Source organism: Oceanobacillus kapialis (genome assembly GCF_044790185.1).
Classification (GTDB): Bacteria; Bacillota; Bacilli; order Bacillales; family Amphibacillaceae; genus Oceanobacillus_B; species Oceanobacillus_B kapialis.
In genome coordinates this window covers 206,942-223,818 of the sequence record NZ_CP085256.1, presented here as the reverse complement: position 1 = coordinate 223,818, position 16,877 = coordinate 206,942, and the positions used below count along the sequence as shown (strand labels likewise).

Annotated in this window: 16 protein-coding genes; 2 read left to right on the top strand and 14 right to left on the bottom strand. The window is 42.0% G+C overall.

Annotation, left to right across the window (positions count from 1 at the left end):
* Window positions 1–2 precede the first annotated feature (2 nt).
* Entirely contained in the window at window positions 3–1,805 is a 1,803-nt protein-coding gene (glmS, locus tag LG273_RS01295) for a glutamine--fructose-6-phosphate transaminase (isomerizing) (RefSeq protein WP_404457138.1), read from the bottom strand.
* Window positions 1,806–2,309: 504 nt separating this feature from the next.
* On the opposite strand from glmS, the gene LG273_RS01290 reads away from it, so the two are divergent.
* Window positions 2,310–2,606 (top strand): DUF2642 domain-containing protein, encoded by a 297-nt coding sequence (locus LG273_RS01290; RefSeq protein WP_404457136.1) that lies wholly within the window; start codon window positions 2,310–2,312, stop codon window positions 2,604–2,606.
* Window positions 2,607–2,662: 56 nt separating this feature from the next.
* On the opposite strand, the gene LG273_RS01285 is transcribed toward LG273_RS01290, so the two are convergent.
* From LG273_RS01285 to sigW, 8 genes are all read right to left on the bottom strand, one after another.
* Window positions 2,663–3,211 (bottom strand): DUF2812 domain-containing protein, encoded by a 549-nt coding sequence (locus tag LG273_RS01285; protein WP_404457135.1) that lies wholly within the window; start codon window positions 3,209–3,211, stop codon window positions 2,663–2,665.
* An 87-nt stretch (window positions 3,212–3,298) separates the two neighbouring features.
* Window positions 3,299–3,619, bottom strand: coding sequence for a hypothetical protein (locus tag LG273_RS01280; RefSeq protein WP_404457133.1), 321 nt, complete (start codon window positions 3,617–3,619; stop codon window positions 3,299–3,301).
* A 103-nt stretch (window positions 3,620–3,722) separates the two neighbouring features.
* Window positions 3,723–5,507 (bottom strand): S9 family peptidase, encoded by a 1,785-nt coding sequence (locus tag LG273_RS01275; RefSeq protein ID WP_379563716.1) that lies wholly within the window; start codon window positions 5,505–5,507, stop codon window positions 3,723–3,725.
* A gap of 285 nt (window positions 5,508–5,792) precedes the next feature.
* Window positions 5,793–7,139, bottom strand: a complete 1,347-nt coding sequence (glmM, locus tag LG273_RS01270) for a phosphoglucosamine mutase (RefSeq protein WP_379563718.1) — start codon at window positions 7,137–7,139, stop codon at window positions 5,793–5,795.
* A 45-nt stretch (window positions 7,140–7,184) separates the two neighbouring features.
* Complete coding sequence (locus tag LG273_RS01265) at window positions 7,185–8,429, bottom strand: YbbR-like domain-containing protein (RefSeq protein ID WP_379563719.1); 1,245 nt, start codon at window positions 8,427–8,429, stop codon at window positions 7,185–7,187.
* A complete protein-coding gene (cdaA, locus tag LG273_RS01260; RefSeq protein ID WP_379563720.1) occupies window positions 8,422–9,243 on the bottom strand; it encodes a diadenylate cyclase CdaA in 822 nt (273 codons plus the stop codon). The genes LG273_RS01265 and cdaA overlap by 8 nt, the downstream gene beginning before the upstream one ends.
* 251 nt (window positions 9,244–9,494) lie before the next feature.
* Window positions 9,495–10,127 (bottom strand): zf-HC2 domain-containing protein, encoded by a 633-nt coding sequence (locus LG273_RS01255; protein WP_379563721.1) that lies wholly within the window; start codon window positions 10,125–10,127, stop codon window positions 9,495–9,497.
* 15 nt (window positions 10,128–10,142) lie between these two features.
* Window positions 10,143–10,706 (bottom strand): RNA polymerase sigma factor SigW, encoded by a 564-nt coding sequence (gene sigW / locus LG273_RS01250; RefSeq protein WP_379563722.1) that lies wholly within the window; start codon window positions 10,704–10,706, stop codon window positions 10,143–10,145.
* Between the two features lie 148 nt (window positions 10,707–10,854).
* Here sigW and LG273_RS01245 point away from each other — a divergent pair, with 148 nt between their 5' ends.
* Window positions 10,855–11,004 carry a Spo0E family sporulation regulatory protein-aspartic acid phosphatase gene (locus LG273_RS01245; RefSeq protein ID WP_379563724.1) on the top strand — a complete coding sequence of 50 codons (150 nt, stop codon included), beginning with the start codon at window positions 10,855–10,857 and terminating at the stop codon, window positions 11,002–11,004.
* 94 nt (window positions 11,005–11,098) lie between these two features.
* Here the strand turns inward: LG273_RS01245 and rocF are convergent, their stop codons facing one another.
* From rocF to LG273_RS01220, 5 genes are all read right to left on the bottom strand, one after another.
* Entirely contained in the window at window positions 11,099–12,004 is a 906-nt protein-coding gene (rocF, locus tag LG273_RS01240) for an arginase (protein ID WP_379563726.1), read from the bottom strand.
* A 451-nt stretch (window positions 12,005–12,455) separates the two neighbouring features.
* Window positions 12,456–13,556, bottom strand: coding sequence for a phosphomevalonate kinase (locus LG273_RS01235; RefSeq protein WP_404457130.1), 1,101 nt, complete (start codon window positions 13,554–13,556; stop codon window positions 12,456–12,458).
* Between the two features lie 13 nt (window positions 13,557–13,569).
* Window positions 13,570–14,544: a diphosphomevalonate decarboxylase gene (gene mvaD, locus LG273_RS01230; protein WP_379563730.1), complete on the bottom strand. Its 975-nt coding sequence runs from the start codon at window positions 14,542–14,544 to the stop codon at window positions 13,570–13,572.
* Between the two features lie 17 nt (window positions 14,545–14,561).
* Window positions 14,562–15,530, bottom strand: coding sequence for a mevalonate kinase (mvk, locus tag LG273_RS01225; RefSeq protein WP_379563732.1), 969 nt, complete (start codon window positions 15,528–15,530; stop codon window positions 14,562–14,564).
* The gene (locus LG273_RS01220; protein WP_379563734.1) at window positions 15,527–16,813 is read right to left on the bottom strand and encodes a hydroxymethylglutaryl-CoA reductase, degradative; all 1,287 of its coding nucleotides are present in this window, start codon (window positions 16,811–16,813) and stop codon (window positions 15,527–15,529) included. Before LG273_RS01220 ends, mvk begins: the two co-directional genes overlap by 4 nt.
* Window positions 16,814–16,877 lie beyond the last annotated feature (64 nt).

The following is a 16,877-nucleotide window of genomic DNA, read 5'->3' as shown; positions in this document are numbered from 1 at the left end:
AACTACTCCACTGTCACACTCTTAGCAAGGTTACGTGGTTTATCCACATCACAGTCACGGTGTAGTGCTGCGTAGTATGCCAGTAATTGCATTGGTACAACACTTGCTAGTGGCGTTAGCAATTCATGGACATGCGGGATAACGAATGCATCTGTATCCTGCTCAAGTCCCTTCATACTGAATACCATTGTGTTTGCTCCACGAGCAGCTACTTCCTGCACGTTTCCGCGGATGGACAAGTTTACATTTTCCTGTGTTGCGATGGCAATAACAGGTGTACCTTCTTCAATTAAAGCGATGGTACCATGTTTCAATTCTCCACCGGCAAAGCCTTCTGCTTGAATATAGGAAATTTCTTTTAATTTAAGTGCGCCTTCCTGGCATACATGGTAGTCTGTGCTACGACCGATAAAGAAAGCATTTCTAGTTGTTCCAAGATTATCGCGAACAAGCTCTTCAATGGCTTCTTTCTGATCTGTTAAAACTTCCATTGCGTTTGCAACAATCGCAAGTTCCTGCATTGGATCAAAGTCCAGCTCAAGTCCTTTAGCCTGTGCTGTGTCTACAGCAAGGATAGCTAATACCGCAATTTGTGCAGTATATGCCTTTGTAGATGCTACCGCAATTTCAGGGCCAGCATATAAATTTAATGTGTAATCTGCTTCACGAGAAAGAGTGGATCCTGGCACGTTAGTAATTGTAAGTGCTGGATGTCCCATTTCTTTAATTCTAACTAATACGGCACGACTATCCGCTGTTTCACCACTTTGGGAAATAAAGATAAAGAGTGGTTTTTCAGATAGTAATGGCATGTTGTAAGAGAACTCACTTGCAATATGAACCTCAACCGGGATGTTCGCAAGCTTTTCAATGAACTCTTTTCCAACAAGTCCTGCATGATAACTCGTACCCGCAGCAATGATATAAATGCGGTCACAAGCTTTCATTGCCTGGCGTACATCTGCATCAAGCTTCAGCTTCGTGTCATCTGTTTGGTATTCTTTAATGATTCGGCGCATCACGAAAGGCTGCTCATCAATTTCCTTTAACATGAAATGAGGGTACGTCCCTTTTTCAATGTCACTTGCATCGATATGAGCTGTGTATGGGCTGCGTTCCACTACTGTTCCATCAAGCTTTTGTAGCTCAACACTATTACGTTTAACTAGAACAATTTCTTTGTCATGAATTTCCACATACTGCTCCGTTACCTTCAATGTCGCCATTGCATCACTAGCAACCACATTAAAGCCATCACCCAGACCTACAAGAAGTGGGCTTTTATTTTTAGACACGTATAGTGTATCTTCATCTTGATTATCAATTAGACCGATCGCATAAGAGCCTTTCAAAAGTTCCATTGCTTTACGGAAAGCTTCAATCGTGCTTCCTGTTTCAGCAAAAAGCTTTTCAATAAGCTGTACAATAACTTCTGTATCTGTTTCACTAACAAAGTTTACATCTTGAAGGTATTCCTTTTTAATTTCTTGGTAGTTCTCAATAACACCATTATGAACAAGGGTAAATCTTCCAGACGTGCTGCGATGTGGATGTGCATTGTCTTCACTTGGCACTCCATGTGTCGCCCAGCGCGTATGGCCAATTCCCATTGTTGCATGAACAGAGCTATCTACGCGCTCACGAAGCGCAGCAATACGACCTTTTACTTTAAAGAGATTAATTCCTTCATCGTTTAGTACAGCAATACCGGCAGAGTCATATCCGCGGTACTCCAGCTTTTCTAGTCCATTTAATAAAACGTCTTTTGTATCATTTTGTCCAATATATCCTACAATTCCACACATAATAAGTGGGCCTCCTTTTACGTAAAAGGGGCAGATAAACAGACCAATATTCTTGTTATAGAGGAGCGTTTTACTGCCCCTTTCTCGTGTTTGTTGTTGTTATCCTGTTCCTTTTTCCTTTGTCCAATAAGTTACCTCATTGTTTTAAGAAAAAGCATAACGATTGGGATGTACAACCGGGAGGCATCCGCCGAATTTTCGATAACCTCCGACCTCGTCAACTATTATTCCTCACCGTTCGGAATATAGTCCTGGCGCTTTGTCGTTCTTTTTTAACTACTAGGCTCCTTTCTGTTTCAAAATACCCCTTTTAAAATGGGTACACCACATTTTAACCTTTCTACTTCTTGGAAGTCAATGTTTTTCTGAGGTGTGCTGTATTATATGCGACAGCTTTGTGTCCTGTTCATTTTGGCCTCATCACTCAATAAGACAGAATGAACATCATTTGCTTAGGCTGCATAGGCTAAGTAAAAATGCGTTTCTCCCGGGGGGATGATAAACATGCATCATGGGGATGGGTCAAATATGAATATGGAACAGAATCCTATTGACCGGCCTGGTTATGTCAATCAAATGCCTGCTGCCCACACAAAAATCTATCCAGTCCAAGCTGTGCCACAGCCTACTGCTTATATGACACAGCTTGACCCAGTATTTGTTCAGCATTTAAGCAGGCATCAAGGGCAGCACATAGCATTGATGACAACAGCCGGTAGAATTGAGGGAATTAACGCGGGAGTTGCTGTTGATCATATTCAAATCAATGTCGAGGATCGTTCGTTACACATTAGACATTAGACTTTCACAAATAATTTATTTTGAAGGCCCGCTTGCATCTTATCGGTAACGGGGATTTATAAAAATCGCTTGTTGCCTTTGTAAAGGTAAACCGTACAGTACGGAGCGATGGCCCAAAGCAATATGGCAAGGGTTAATGTTACGAGCCAGAATGGATTTGCTTCAATGGTTAGCATCCTATTTTGAAACAAGGTTAATCCGCTAAGCAACAGGAATAAGATTGTAGTTAATGAAGTGTATACTGTCATACCACCAAAAAGATAAAGCAGGCTTCGGTTTCTTTTAATTAATCCTTCGCGGACCGGGAAGCTTTTTCGCTCCCTTGCAGGTTTAGTGGTACGTAGTATAGACCAGTTGCTTATCTGCATTGCCAATTCCCACCCATCTCTTTCTAATGGAGGTGAGAGTGGGTTTTTATCTGATTTTTCGTAGGCCACGTGGTGATAGAGTGGTTCAGAGTTATAGCTGTCTTGCTTTTCAAATATGAATAAGCTGGTTACTGTACGGAGATTGACCAGATTGTAGCCATCTTGCGCCATACTGTTCAGCCAGCTTTCGGTTTTTTTGATATCAAAGCTCCAGAATGGTCGAAACACCCTTTTCATTTTGCTCACCCTCCTAGACGTCTTTAGTTTAGTTTACTCGGTGAGGTGGGCAATTATGACTGGGGTGGCGATGGTTGAGGGGCTTGTTTAGGAGTGCATTTCTATCGCCCAGGAGCTGTGGTTGTGGTCATTCAACCAGGATGGATGTCCTATCAACCCGGGGTGCTCTTCTATCAACCAAGGGAGCTGTCCTATCAACCAAGGGTGCTCTCTTATCAACCAAGCAGGACGTCCTATCAACCAGGGGCGCTCTTCTATCGACCAAGCAAGCCGTCCAATCAACCAGGGATGCTCTCCTACCGACCAGGAGTGCTCTCCTATCGACCAAGTGAGCAGTTCTATCAACCACACAACGCTCTCCATCAACCAAGAGCTCCACTCAATCAACCACACAACGCTCTCCATCAACCAAGACACCTCCACTCAATCAACCACGAAACGCTACAATGTTCTACTAAAAAAAGCAGTACAAAGGTCTGCCCTTTGTACTGCTTTTCTACTAATTCTTATCCTATTGGTGCTTCTCCAAGAAATCAAGCATCCTACTATATACTTTAATTTCATTTTCTTTTTTAGAGAAGCCGTGTCCTTCATCTTCTAGAACAAGGTATTCTACATCGCGGCCTTCACCTTCAAGCTTGGCAACGATTTGGTCTGATTCTTCTTTTACAACTCGTGGATCCTTCGCGCCCTGGATAACAAGCATTGGCTTTGTCATGCCATCAAGGTACGTTACTGGAGAATCTTTTATAAAACGTTCTTTATCGCGTTCAGGGTCTCCTAACCAACGATCCATGATCGGCTTCCAGTGTGGTGGTACAGAATTAACAAAGGTAAACAGATCAGATGGCCCAAAGATATCCACTACCGCTCTGAAATATTCTGCGTGACGTCCGTGAAGAAGCAGTGACATGTAACCACCATAGCTACCCCCAACGAGGAATAATTTATCTTTATCTGCGTAGTTGTTTTCAAATAACCACTCAATACCAGCAACATTGTCCAGACGAGGGCCTTCTCCCCAATCCTGTTCAACTAGCTTCACAAAGGAAGAGCCATAGCCTGTGCTCCCGCGGAAGTTCGGTGCGAAAATCGTGTAGCCGCGATTTAGTAAACATTGGAACATGGAGCGGAACATTTTACGCTCAGAAGCCTGTGGACCACCATGCGGCCAGAAAATGGTATAGCCATTATCGTTTTCCGGCAGGGCTTTGAATAATAATGCTTCGATTTCCATGCCGTCGAAGGATTTATAGGAAACTACTTCCGGCTCCACCATATCCGTACTGCTTACCCCAAGCACACTGTTATTGGTTAACTGTTCCCAGTCACTTCCATTTTCTGTCTTGAAAATATTTGGTGGGATGGTAGCACTTCTTCCCAATAAATATACATTACCTGATTTGGTTACTTGCAGCTTGTCAATAACATCAATTGGAGTAGTTAAAGTTTCAACCTTATCAGACTCTAGGTCATAGCGATAAAGAACATCGACAACTCCCTTTTCTGCAGCAAGGTAGAAGCTATTGCTTTCTTTATGCCATTTTAATGTTTCTACACTTTCACCTTCAATGCTAAAAACGCTGGAGAAGGTTTTTTCTTTTATTTCATATTTTGCAACATAGCTATATTCACTTTCATAGTCTGTTACAAAATAGATTGTGTTGTCGTCAACGAAAACCGGATCGAAAACAACATGCACTTTTTCTGGGTCTGGCGTTAAATAGTTGATGTCTTCACCGACTTTAACAAACCCTGTCACATACGTATTAGCAAATGAACGCACATAGACAAACGCCTGTTCATCATCAGAAACTGCTGCCAAATTGGTTGGGGATGTTTCCCCTTCATTTAATAGCTTATCCGTACCATCCTCCAAATTACGTACACGTGCATTCAAAAACGATGGATTCCCTTCTGAAGTCATATAATACAGACGATTACCATCATCGCTTAAGTGTGCAAAAAAGTACTTTTCTTCAGGGTCACCTGTTACAAGTGGCTGTGGTAGCCCCCCAGTTGGTGGAAGAGCGTAAATTTGGTGGTTCTCATCTCCATCTTTATCGTACCCAGCAAGCACATAACGCCCTTCTGGATCAAACTTTAAAAAGCTAACTGATTCATCGTTGTGTGCGAATAAGTACGGGAAGTTGTCGGGTAAATCCATTCCCCAGATGTTCACTTTGCCATTTAGATTAGAGCTGAATAAAAGCCGTTGCTCGTCACTGCTGACTGTGAAATTAGTAATTACATACGTTCTAAAAAACTGTTCAACTGTTGGTTTAGGAAATTTCATTCTTGTATTGCCCCCTTTAAATTAGTAGCTTACACATTAATGTTAGAAAATTTTATCTCTTGCCATTATAACGTATTTAGCGACGATTCGATAGGATTTGGTTTGTAGCTCTAGCATAGCATTGGCATCATATCGTATAAACAGCCTGTAGATGGTTGTTAACTCCGACTGAAGGCTGAGATAGTTACCCTTCTTTCCTCTTTATAATGCTGTTTATAAAACTAAATATTCAGTTATTATACCTTAGAATTAAAGCCGCTCCTTTAACAAGAGCGGCTTCCTATATTACTTTTCCAAACCAAGAAGGCTTTCAATTAAATCAGCAACGCGGTTAACGTATTTCTCACAATCGTCCTTGGTTGGAGCTTCTACCATTACGCGAACAAGTGGCTCTGTTCCTGAAGGACGTACTAACACGCGGCCGTCCTCACCCAGTTCCTGTTCTACCGCTTCAATTTCACTTAAAATACGGCTATTGGTTAATGCTTCATTTTTGTCGGTTACGCGAACGTTTTTTAGAACCTGTGGGAAAATAGTCATCTCACTCGCTAGTTCTGAAAGCTTTTTGCCCGTTTCCTTCAAGACATTAACTAGTTGAAGGGCTGAAAGCATTCCATCACCAGTCGTTATGTAATCAAGGAAAATAATATGGCCAGACTGCTCACCACCAAGGTTATAGCCGCCTCTACGCATTTCTTCCATTACATAACGATCTCCTACAGATGTCTTATCACTGCGCATCTCGTTTTCTTCCAATGCCTTATAAAAACCGATGTTACTCATTACAGTTGATACAACCGTATTGTGACGAAGGCTACCTTTTTCCTTCATATGCTTGGCACAGATGAACATGATTTGATCTCCGTCGACAATATTACCTTTTTCATCCACAGCGATTAATCGGTCTCCGTCACCATCAAAAGCAAGGCCAATGTCTGCCCCTTTATCCAAAACAAACTGCTGAAGTGTTTCAGGGTGAGTAGAACCAACGCCATCGTTAATATTTAACCCATCAGGAGATGAACCAATTGAATAGATATCGGCTTCAAGATCAGCGAATAAATGGGTTGCTAAACTGGACGTGGAGCCATGTGCACAATCAACGGCAATTTTCAGTCCGTCAAAATCATTATCTACCGTATCTTTCAAGTATGATAAGTACTTTTGACCACCTTCAAAATAGTCATTGACCGTTCCAATATTTCCACCAATAGGGCGAGGAAGCTCATCCTCTCCATCAATTAAAGCTTCAATTTCGTTTTCCTGATCATCAGTCAGTTTAAAACCATCTGGACCGAAAAATTTAATCCCGTTGTCTTCTACTGGGTTATGGGAAGCTGAAATCATGACACCAGCTTGTGAGCTTGTTGCTTTTGTTAGAAAGGCAACACCAGGCGTGGAAATAACTCCAAGACGCATTACTTCTGCACCGATGGAAAGTAATCCCGCAAGCAAAGCGCCTTCCAACATGTGCCCGGAAATACGGGTGTCTCTCCCAATAATAACTTTAGGACGTTGAGTATCTTTTGTTAAGACATATCCGCCAAAACGTCCTAGTTTAAAAGCAAGTTCTGGCGTAAGACCTTCGTTTGCAACACCGCGGACACCATCTGTTCCAAAATATTTTCCCATATCATTTCTCTCCTTTGTATCCAAATCTACCGTACGTAGACTGTTTTATTCCTGAGGCTCTGTAGCTTCAATAATCTCTATCGTAGCTTGTTCAAATTCAGGCTCTATTTCTATTCCTTCTGGCCCTTCAACTGAGATTGGAACCTCATGTTCACCTGGTTCAAGCTCACTCAAATCAACGGCAAGTCGGAAATCCTCTTCATTTACATCACTTATATCTGTCTGGTTTCCACTAATCGTAATATTCATCTCGGCATTCTCTGGTTCCAGGAAGGTCGCATCAAGCTCGTCCCCTAAACCTTCAAGCTCAATTGGCATTGCTTCCAATGTTTCGGTTTGGGATAACTCAACAGAAACTTCGACTGTTTCATTATTTGCGACGCTTGCCCCATCTGGTAATGTAAGAGCCGCCTCAATGGTACCAGACTCTGTTATATCTGATAAATCAATTTCTTCTGTGTTAACTGCTTCAAGGCCTTCAAGAACGCTATTACGGGCAAACACTTCGACTTCCTCAACATTTGGAGAAATGGACGTAAGTGAATAGCCATCTGGGAGTTCACCAGTTGTTTCTACACTCAACGGTACTGTCTTACTCGGGTTATCAATATTCGCTGAGACGACTACATTTTGAGGTTCGACATTTACATCTAATGGGTTACCCTGGCTATCATATACATTCACAGGTACTTCCCTACTGTCTACTGAACGATCAAGCCCCGCTAAATCTACATAGACTTTTACAATACCGATTCTGTCAATAACACTTTTTGCACTCGAAATAGTAACGGTATTCGGTTGAACTTCGTAGTCGCCCAGCTCATAACCTTGCGCGAGCTGGTTCTCATTTAAAAAGTCTACAGCTACATTAAACTCCTCTGTAGCCTTCTCTTCTATTACGACGTCAACTTGCTTCGGCTCAATATAGGCATCGATATCTGGAGAAATTGTATGCTGAATCTCCACCCTATGCTCTCCTGCTTCATAGCCTTCCAGATCAACAAAGACTTCAAAATTTCGGTTTGTAAGAACTGGCGTTATAATGCCGGGAGATCCTTGCATGGTAACTGTCACATTCTCAGGCACTCCACTTACGACATAATTCTCAGAATCAATTCTTATTTCAACAGGTACATCCGTTATAGTCTGAGTGTCGTCTGATTGACTTGGGAAGGTGGGGTCATTAGCTGTTGGCCTGTTCGTTTCTACATTAACAAACACATATAGCAAAACTGCTAACGCCAGGGAAATCACGCGAACAAACCACTTACTTCTGAACCAGTTATCCATTCTTTTTCCCCCTCCATTTCCAAGACTTCTTCTCAGAGGTTTTCACATTTAAGGATAGATTCTCGCTCAACATTTTACGTAGCTCATCCGTGTCCAATTCTCTATGTAGCTCACCGTTTTTGGTACAAGAGATATTTCCAGTTTCCTCAGACACGACAATTGTAAGGGCATCCGTCACTTCACTAATTCCCATAGCCGCTCTATGTCTTGTCCCTAATTCTTTTGAGATAAAAGGACTTTCAGAGAGCGGGAGATAACAGGCAGCCGCAACAAGTTCTTCCCCTTTAATAATAACCGCACCGTCATGTAATGGGGTGTTAGGCGTGAAAATATTTGTTAGCAGCTGATGGGTCAGCTTTCCCCCGATTGGTATCCCTGTCTCTGCATAATCCCCAATACCTGTTTCTCGTTCAATCGAAATAAGGGCACCAATGCGGCGCTTTGCCATATAGACACAGGACTGGATGATTGCGTCAATATTCTGTTCAATAATTTCTTCTTCAGAGCGGGACCCCCGTCCAAAGATATTTCCTCTTCCTAGCTGCTCCAATGCTCGGCGAAGCTCTGGCTGGAATAATATTATTATAACGATAAGCCCCCATCTTATGGCCTGGTTGGTAATCCATTGGATCGTTTGAAGTTCTAAAACGATACTTAAGAGCCATACGGCCAAAACAACAGCAATTCCTTTTAATAGCTGGATTGCTTTTGTCCCTCTGATGAGCATGATTAATTTATATAATATATACCAGACAAGAGCAACGTCTACGCCTATCCTCAGGAGTTGTAAAAGATCGAATCCCTCACCAAGCATATGTATCCATCCTTTTACATATCATATTCGTTCCACCGTTCTATAGATAGTAACGCTTTCTATTATAACATACTTTGCTTTAGGACACGTGTGGAAAGGTGTATCGGAGCCCATAATAAATATGCCATAGAAAGTATAAGGGGGACCTTCATTTGGCGTGTGGTATCTCCCCCCTTCACCAGATGTTAGTTGAACAAACGGGATTAAAAAAACCCAAACCTTTTTTCAAAGAATTTGGGATTGAGACTGACTTAAAATGCAAAGATACTTCTAAATAAATTTTTCAAGTTGTACCAAATCCACTCAAAGACCTGATCAACAAGCTTTAATTCCCCATTTACCTCACCAACTGAAGCCATTAACCCTTCACTTTCAATCGGATTTTCGATAAGCTTGCCATTAATAAGGGTAACATTGCCATCAATGGTCCCCTTTATCACGAGGTTCCCATTCTTGACTAAGAGATCTCCTTCTACGGTGACATCCTCAGGTACAATGACTGTATCCCCTTCAATAACAAGATTCTCCTGTTTGGAAACCACTAACTCGCTATCCTGATTCCATGCCGAAAAGACACCGCTCATCATAAAAATTAAAAAAATGGCTGCTGCCGTAATAATCGGGTGCGCTTTAAACCACCGCCCGTATTTCATTCGCTTCTTCTCTGTTGGAAGTCTCTTCATTACATTAGCCGTGAAATTCGCAGGTGGTTCTATATGTTCCGTACTTTGAAGCAGTGTAATTGTGCGCTTCAACTCACGGAAATGCTTTTGACAGACTTCACATTCTTCCAGATGAAGCCGCAGTTTTTTCTCTTCTTCACTGGATAAATCCCCGTCCAGATATTGATGCATTAATAAGGACGCTTCATGATTACAATTCAAGTGAATCACACTCCTTTACACGTGACGAAGCTTTTTCCGTAAAGCTTCTCTCCCTCGATGGATTCGGGTCTTCACGGTTCCTAATGGAATATCCAGAATGTCGCTGATTTCTTGTAGGGAGAACTCTTCTAGGTAACGCAATATGATAATACTGCGATACTTTGGAGGTAGCTCTGAAATTTCCTGATGTATATAGCGCTGTAATTCCATACCTTCAACTTCTTCGCCAGGCAAACGACCTTGATCAGCCAATTGCGAGTACATGTTTAAACCTTCCGTTCCTTTAATCTCCGCATCTAGGTAATAATCCGGCTTACGTTTACGGATTCGGTCAATAGTTAAATTTGTTGCAATCCGATAAAGCCATGTGGAAAATTTCCGTTTTTCATCAAAAGAATGGATGTTCACATATGCTCGAATAAAAGCTTCTTGTGCTATATCCTCTGCCTCGTGTGCATTACCAAGCATGCGATAACAATGTTGATAGATCTTGCTTTGAAAAAATGAGACAACATCCTCAAAAGCAGATTGATCCCCTTTTTTCACTTTTTTTATTTTCTCTGTTATAAATTGTTCCATACAAGTACCTCCGCCAATCATGCGGTATTTATCATACGATTCTATGTAAAAAAGGTTTCAATTTAAGATAAAAAATTTTTTTGGTTTAAGATTTCAGGGAAATGGGTAGTTTCTTACTATACATTATACTAAATAGGAGGAAAGTTTTGTGAGTAATTCAACACTTTTGCAAAAAATTGAGCAATGTCGTGAAGAGATGCTTTCGTTAAGCCGCTCTCACTCCCTAACTTCAGAGGCTGTAATTACCTCCAGTGTAAAACTAGACCAACTAATGAATGAATACGAAAATAAAAAATAATAAAAACCATCCTACATACATCAATGTGTTAACTATAAAGTGTAAAAAGACATTAAATCAATAAATGATTTAATGTCTTTTTAGTAATATAGCACTATTTTAATTTCTCACCAAACAATGAACCCATAAGGGCAACTGCGGCGACAGCTGTCTTATTTTTCTCATCTAAAATTGGGTTTACTTCGACAAATTCTGCAGATGTAATGCATTCTGCTTCTGCAAGCATTTCCATTGCCAAATGACTCTCCCGATAAGACATGCCGCCAATTACAGGCGTACCAACTCCGGGAGCCTCTGAAGGATCCAACCCATCCAGATCCAAACTTAAATGCACTCCATCTGTTCTTTCTTTTAAATATTCGATGGCTTCCTCCATTACAGCAGGCATTCCCATTCGATCTATTTCATGCATGGAAAAAACTTTAATCCCTTTCTCGCGAATTAACGCTTTTTCCCCAGGATCTAATGACCTCGCTCCGATTATAACAATATTCTCTGGCTTAACTTTTGGTTCATATGCAGAAATATTGGTTAGGCGATCGTCCCCTATACCAAGGCTAACTGCTAGTGGCATGCCATGAATATTTCCAGAGGGTGAAGTTTCTTCTGAATTCAAATCACCGTGCGCGTCATACCAGATCACACCAAGGCTTTCGTAGTGCTTGGATATTCCAGCAAGAGTCCCAATTGCAATACTATGGTCACCACCGAAAACTAATGGAAAACGTCCCGACTCTATTTCTTTATCTACCATATCTGATAACTTTTCATTTGCTTCAATCACTTGAACAAGATTTTTTAGATTACTATTAGACTGATTAGCCTGATCCGCCGAGGGCCTATTGATCGGAATGTCCCCCAAATCATGTACTTTAAATTCTAACTCTTCAAGTTTTTCAATTGCCCCAGCATAGCGCAAAGCACTCGGACCCATATCCACCCCACGTCGACTCTGCCCAAGATCCATTGGAACCCCTATAATTGATATGTCTTTTTTCATGTAAGCGCCTCCTCCATTCTATTTTAGCTAAAAAGTAAGAGGTGACTCAACTCAGCATTTAGATGAATATATATACAAGAGAGTATTTTAGGTGATAGCTTTTGTTTGAGGAGGAGGGTAGTGGTGAATGTTTATTGGCATGTCGGGTCGGATTGGTGTGCAGGCTTGGTTGATTGGCTTGCTCGATTGGTTGATTGTGCTGCACTCCTGGTCGATTGGCTTGCCGCCTTGGTTGATTGACTAGCACTCCTGGTTGATTGGCTTGCAGGCTTGGTTGATTGACTAGCACTCTTGGTCGATTGGCTTGCCGCCTTGGTTGATTGACTAGCACGCCTGGTTGATTGGCATCCCGGATTGGTTGATTCAGTCGCACGCCTGGTTGATTGACTAGCACCCTCGGGCGACACAAAAACACCCTAAAAAAAGACAACTACCATAACAGATAGCTGCCTTACAATTCACTAATACTCGCTCCTATAGAAGAAGGCTTAATTGTTAACGGGGTGATTCCCGCTTTTTCCCATGCCTCCATCAATTCGTCAGCTTGTTCTTTCGATGGCATAAAGGCAATTCCACAATCTCCTCCACCAGCTCCGGATGATTTTCCAGCTCCTCCATACTCCTCTGCTAAATCACATAGTGTGCGAAGTAGCGGCGTTTCAATCGCTACATTAGCTTGGTTCCCCACTCTAGCAAGGGCTGCTCTATTTCGTTTAACCCCTTCAAACAATAAGTCAGTATTAGATTCATTCACACCTTTTAAAAACGTATATACTGCTTTTTCACTTGCATCCAGAAAAGTCTGATAGGCGGCTGGATCTGTATCCTTAAGCTTCATAAGCTCATCTACAAGCTTGGCAGTAGATGCTGGTTTTCCCGTCCAACCAACACAGACATAGACATTGTTAGGTATTCGCAAAGGCTGTAAGGACAAATATTCCCATTCCCCTTCAACCAATCCACTTAAGCTTTTCGCTTCTTTAGAAGCAGCTTTTAGCCAGCCCGCCTGAAAGGATGCATATTGTAAAAAGCCTCCATATGCAGAGGCCGCTATATCTGCACCTGAACCATTTCCTTGTACATTTACATGAGCTAAAGCAGCAAGCTTAAATAACAATTCCTTCGTGTATGTAGGAAAATACTTAGTGAGGATCGCGGAAATAATTGACGTTACTACAGCAGCACTTGAACCTAAACCGTACTTTTTGCCACTCGCATCATCTAATTCACTTTTAACTGAAATGGCAAAAGGGCCTGGCTGGATATTTTTTTCATGAAGATAGACCATGGCTATGCGCATGGCCTCTTGTACAAAGACTGTTTTAGGGTGATCTGTGTGAATCGTTAGCTTTCCATTTTCGTAATCCCAATTCAAATCTATTAACTGGAAATCATGAAGGGAAACATAATTTTGGTTGCTTTCTTCGATCGTCGTATATACGTAGCGATCAACCGCCATTACGACTAATTGATGATGAGGTTCTAAGACGGCAAACTCGCCAGCAATCATTAATTTTCCCGGTACCTTTATGGTCATTGGTGTATTAGGCAATGGATTTCATCCCTTACAGATAAGTTACTCCCTGTCCAGGCCGGCTTAACCGAATATCGGCTACACCAGGAATGGTTCGGAGCGTTTTCTCAATTACTTCTTCATTTTCGGGCAAATACAATACTTTTACATTTGGTCCTGCATCGATCGTAAAGTATGCAGGTACCCCTTTTTCACGCAGGTCCCTTACTGCTTGCATGACTGTCATGGTCGTATCATGCCAATATGTAAACGGTGGATTTGCACCAAGCGTGGTTGCATGCATTTTTAGGCAATTCGCTTCGGCTACTTCTCCCACCTTTTCAAAATCACGTTCGTTTATTCCCTCTTTAATTTGTTTCATATCCGCGGGAATGCTATCAAGCCAGCCTTGATAAAATGGAGAGGTCTCCACGGTCCGCTTCATTCCAGCTCTACTGGAAACCTTTTTCATCGTTGAGGACAACACAACCGCAGCCACCCGTAAATCCCAATGCTCAGCTGGAGCGATTGGAACGGCATAGGAATCAGTGCCATTTTCTTCAGTTCCCATTTGCCACTCAGCAAAGCCTCCATAAATAGAACGACAAGCGGAGCCTGATCCTTGCCGAGTTAAAGCAGAAAGCTCTTTATCTGACAAGTCCAATCCTAATGCTTTTGTGCCAGCTGCAGCTAATGCAGCAAAACCAGATGCTGAAGATGCAAATCCAGCAGCTGTTGGAACCTCGTTAGTTGACTCGACCGCTGCATAAAGGGACTTTCCAGCCTTTTGTCGAATTAAATCGAGGAAAGAAGAAACTCGTTTAAACTGCTCATCTGCGACCGGCTTATCATTTAACATAAACTGATCGTTCGTATATTCTTCGGAAAACTGTACCGAAGTTGTCGTATAAAAACCATCCAATGTTAAAGAAAGACTGCTATTCGTCGGAAGTATAATGCCTTCATTTCGCTTTCCCCAATATTTAATCAAGGCAATATTTGTGTGTGCTTTAGCTGTAGCCTTCATAGTATTCCCCTTTTTCACTATTTCTTATGGTGCCTTTTAAGCACAAATGGCCAAACAGCATGTGCACCAAATTTCCTTAATTTCTCTGCAAGTAATCTCGAATGAACCTCGTTTTGGGCAAGCGCAATGATACAGCCACCGTTTCCGCCGCCTGTTAATTTTGCTCCAAGAGCGCCTTCTTCGCGTGCATAAGCAATGAGTTTGTTTAATCCGGTATTACTTACACCTAAAGCCTCTAGCTCTTTTTGTGCTTCATTCAGCATATGCCCTAACAAATGCTTCCCTTTTTTCTCAAGGGCATCTTTTGCCTGATGTGTTAGTTCCCCGATGCGGTCAAGCTTTCGTTGAATTCGGCGTGGAGCTCCGCGCAATAGGTGGGCCACAGACTCTACAGCCATTTTGGTATCGCCAATGCTCCCTGAATCTGCCACAACGAAATGGAAATCATCGTTCAAATGGATGAAATCGATTGGGTGATCCTTTTCATACCAAACAGGTGACTCAGATGTGATCGTAATAGTGTCAATACCGCTTGGTGCACCATGTGCAAATGTTTCCGCAATGTTTGCAAGTTGGAGCAATTGTTCATCAGAGTACGTTACACTGGCATAAGCAAATAAGGATCTAATTACCGATATTGCAACGGATGCGCTTGAACCAAGACCTTTTCCAGGGGGGACTGAGGATTTAATGCGAATCAACAGATCCGCTTCAGGCATTGCAAGGTGTTCAAGGGTCCCTCGAATACAATTGGCTATTCCTTGCAAGGATTCCGGCGCTAAATCCATTGGACCATGATAAAACGTACTATCAATAATAACTGGACCTGGCTGGTGTTCCACAATTGATTCTACTCCTACTAAAGGAAACGGGATAGCAATAGCGGGTTGTCCGTGTACAACTGCATGCTCTCCGATTAGAATCAGTTTACTATGAGCTATTCCTATAGCTGTTTGTTCTGTTGTTGTAGCTTTTTCTGCACTCATTTTTTATATTGTTCCACCAATTCTTTAGCTTTTCCGACACGGATTTCGTTTAGTTCTACTAATTTTCCTGCAATGATATCAATCATCTCCCCAGAAGCCCCTGCTGCTATTGCAACAGAGCGAGAATGTAATGCCATATGTCCTTTTTGAATACCATCTGTCACTAATGCTTTAAGTGCTCCAAGGTTCTGTGCCAACCCGACAGCAACAATGACCTGAGCCAATTCCTTTGCTGACTCCACATTTAAAATACTATGGGCTACTTTGGCAATTGGGTGTACACGAATTGCACCGCCAACGGTTCCAATTGACATTGGTAATTCCAACTCACCAACAAGGTTCCCCTCATTGTCTGTAGACCAGGTAGTCATGGAACTATATTGTCCAGTTCTAGCTGCATAGGCATGAGCGCCGGCCTCCACCGCACGCCAATCATTACCTGTGGCGATTACGATTGGGTCAATTCCATTCATGATTCCTTTATTGTGGGTAACAGCACGATATGGATCTGATGCGGCAAACTCATAAGCATGCACGACACCATCTCTAACCTCTTCACCCGAAAAATCACCTGTCTCTAGTAACGCAGCAGGAATGACACAGCGTGCCCGGGCAATACATCGATCTGCATAGTTAGAAAGGATTCTTAAATAGACTTTTCCACCTGTAAGCGACTCAACGGTAGGTGCTAATGACTCTACCATTGTATTAATTATATTCGCACCCATAGCATCACATGTATTTACATATAAATGCACAACAAGCATCTTGCCATATTTTGAATCAGATGCTTCATTTAAGATTCTTACTTCCAGATCCTCAGCACCGCCGCCTCTATTAACCAGGCTAGGATATGCGGCGTTGGCATCTTCGATAAGCGAGTCTTTCTCTGCAAGTAATGCAGCTTTTGCAACATTCAAATCTGGAGCACCTACTACTTGAATTTGTCCAATCATAACTCTCTCAGACGCTTCTGTAGTAAATCCTCCCGCATTTCGAACTATCTTTGCAATATAACTTGCTGATGCAACCACAGATGGTTCTTCAATAGCCATTGGTACTACATATTCTTTCCCATTTATTAAGAAGTTCAATCCTAAACCTAATGGAAGAGGGAATGTGCCAATAACATTTTCGATCATTTTATCTGCGGTATCAGTAGAGAGGGGGACGTCGGACAAAGCCGCTAAATCATCGGCGGTTAATCCTTGCGCCTTTTCTAACAGCTCTCTTCGTTCTGCAACTGTTTTATTGTAGAAGCCCGGGATCCTGGAAGTATTCATACGTTTTCATCCTTTTGTATACAATAATTATATATATAAACTTCGTAGCAGTTTTGTTAACAAA

What these genes read in the sequence shown, in the direction of transcription:
- LG273_RS01275 (WP_379563716.1), bottom strand. Translation starts at nt 5,507, where the DNA reads ATGAAATTTCCTAAACCAACAGTTGAACAGTTTTTTAGAACGTATGTA.
- cdaA (WP_379563720.1), bottom strand. Translation starts at nt 9,243, where the DNA reads ATGCTTGGTGAGGGATTCGATCTTTTACAACTCCTGAGGATAGGCGTA.
- mvk (WP_379563732.1), bottom strand. Translation starts at nt 15,530, where the DNA reads ATGAGTGCAGAAAAAGCTACAACAACAGAACAAACAGCTATAGGAATA.
- glmS (WP_404457138.1), bottom strand. Translation starts at nt 1,805, where the DNA reads ATGTGTGGAATTGTAGGATATATTGGACAAAATGATACAAAAGACGTT.
- LG273_RS01265 (WP_379563719.1), bottom strand. Translation starts at nt 8,429, where the DNA reads ATGGATAACTGGTTCAGAAGTAAGTGGTTTGTTCGCGTGATTTCCCTG.
- sigW (WP_379563722.1), bottom strand. Translation starts at nt 10,706, where the DNA reads ATGGAACAATTTATAACAGAGAAAATAAAAAAAGTGAAAAAAGGGGAT.
- LG273_RS01285 (WP_404457135.1), bottom strand. Translation starts at nt 3,211, where the DNA reads ATGAAAAGGGTGTTTCGACCATTCTGGAGCTTTGATATCAAAAAAACC.
- glmM (WP_379563718.1), bottom strand. Translation starts at nt 7,139, where the DNA reads ATGGGAAAATATTTTGGAACAGATGGTGTCCGCGGTGTTGCAAACGAA.
- rocF (WP_379563726.1), bottom strand. Translation starts at nt 12,004, where the DNA reads ATGAAAAAAGACATATCAATTATAGGGGTTCCAATGGATCTTGGGCAG.
- LG273_RS01220 (WP_379563734.1), bottom strand. Translation starts at nt 16,813, where the DNA reads ATGAATACTTCCAGGATCCCGGGCTTCTACAATAAAACAGTTGCAGAA.
- mvaD (WP_379563730.1), bottom strand. Translation starts at nt 14,544, where the DNA reads ATGAAGGCTACAGCTAAAGCACACACAAATATTGCCTTGATTAAATAT.
- LG273_RS01290 (WP_404457136.1), top strand. Translation starts at nt 2,310, where the DNA reads ATGCATCATGGGGATGGGTCAAATATGAATATGGAACAGAATCCTATT.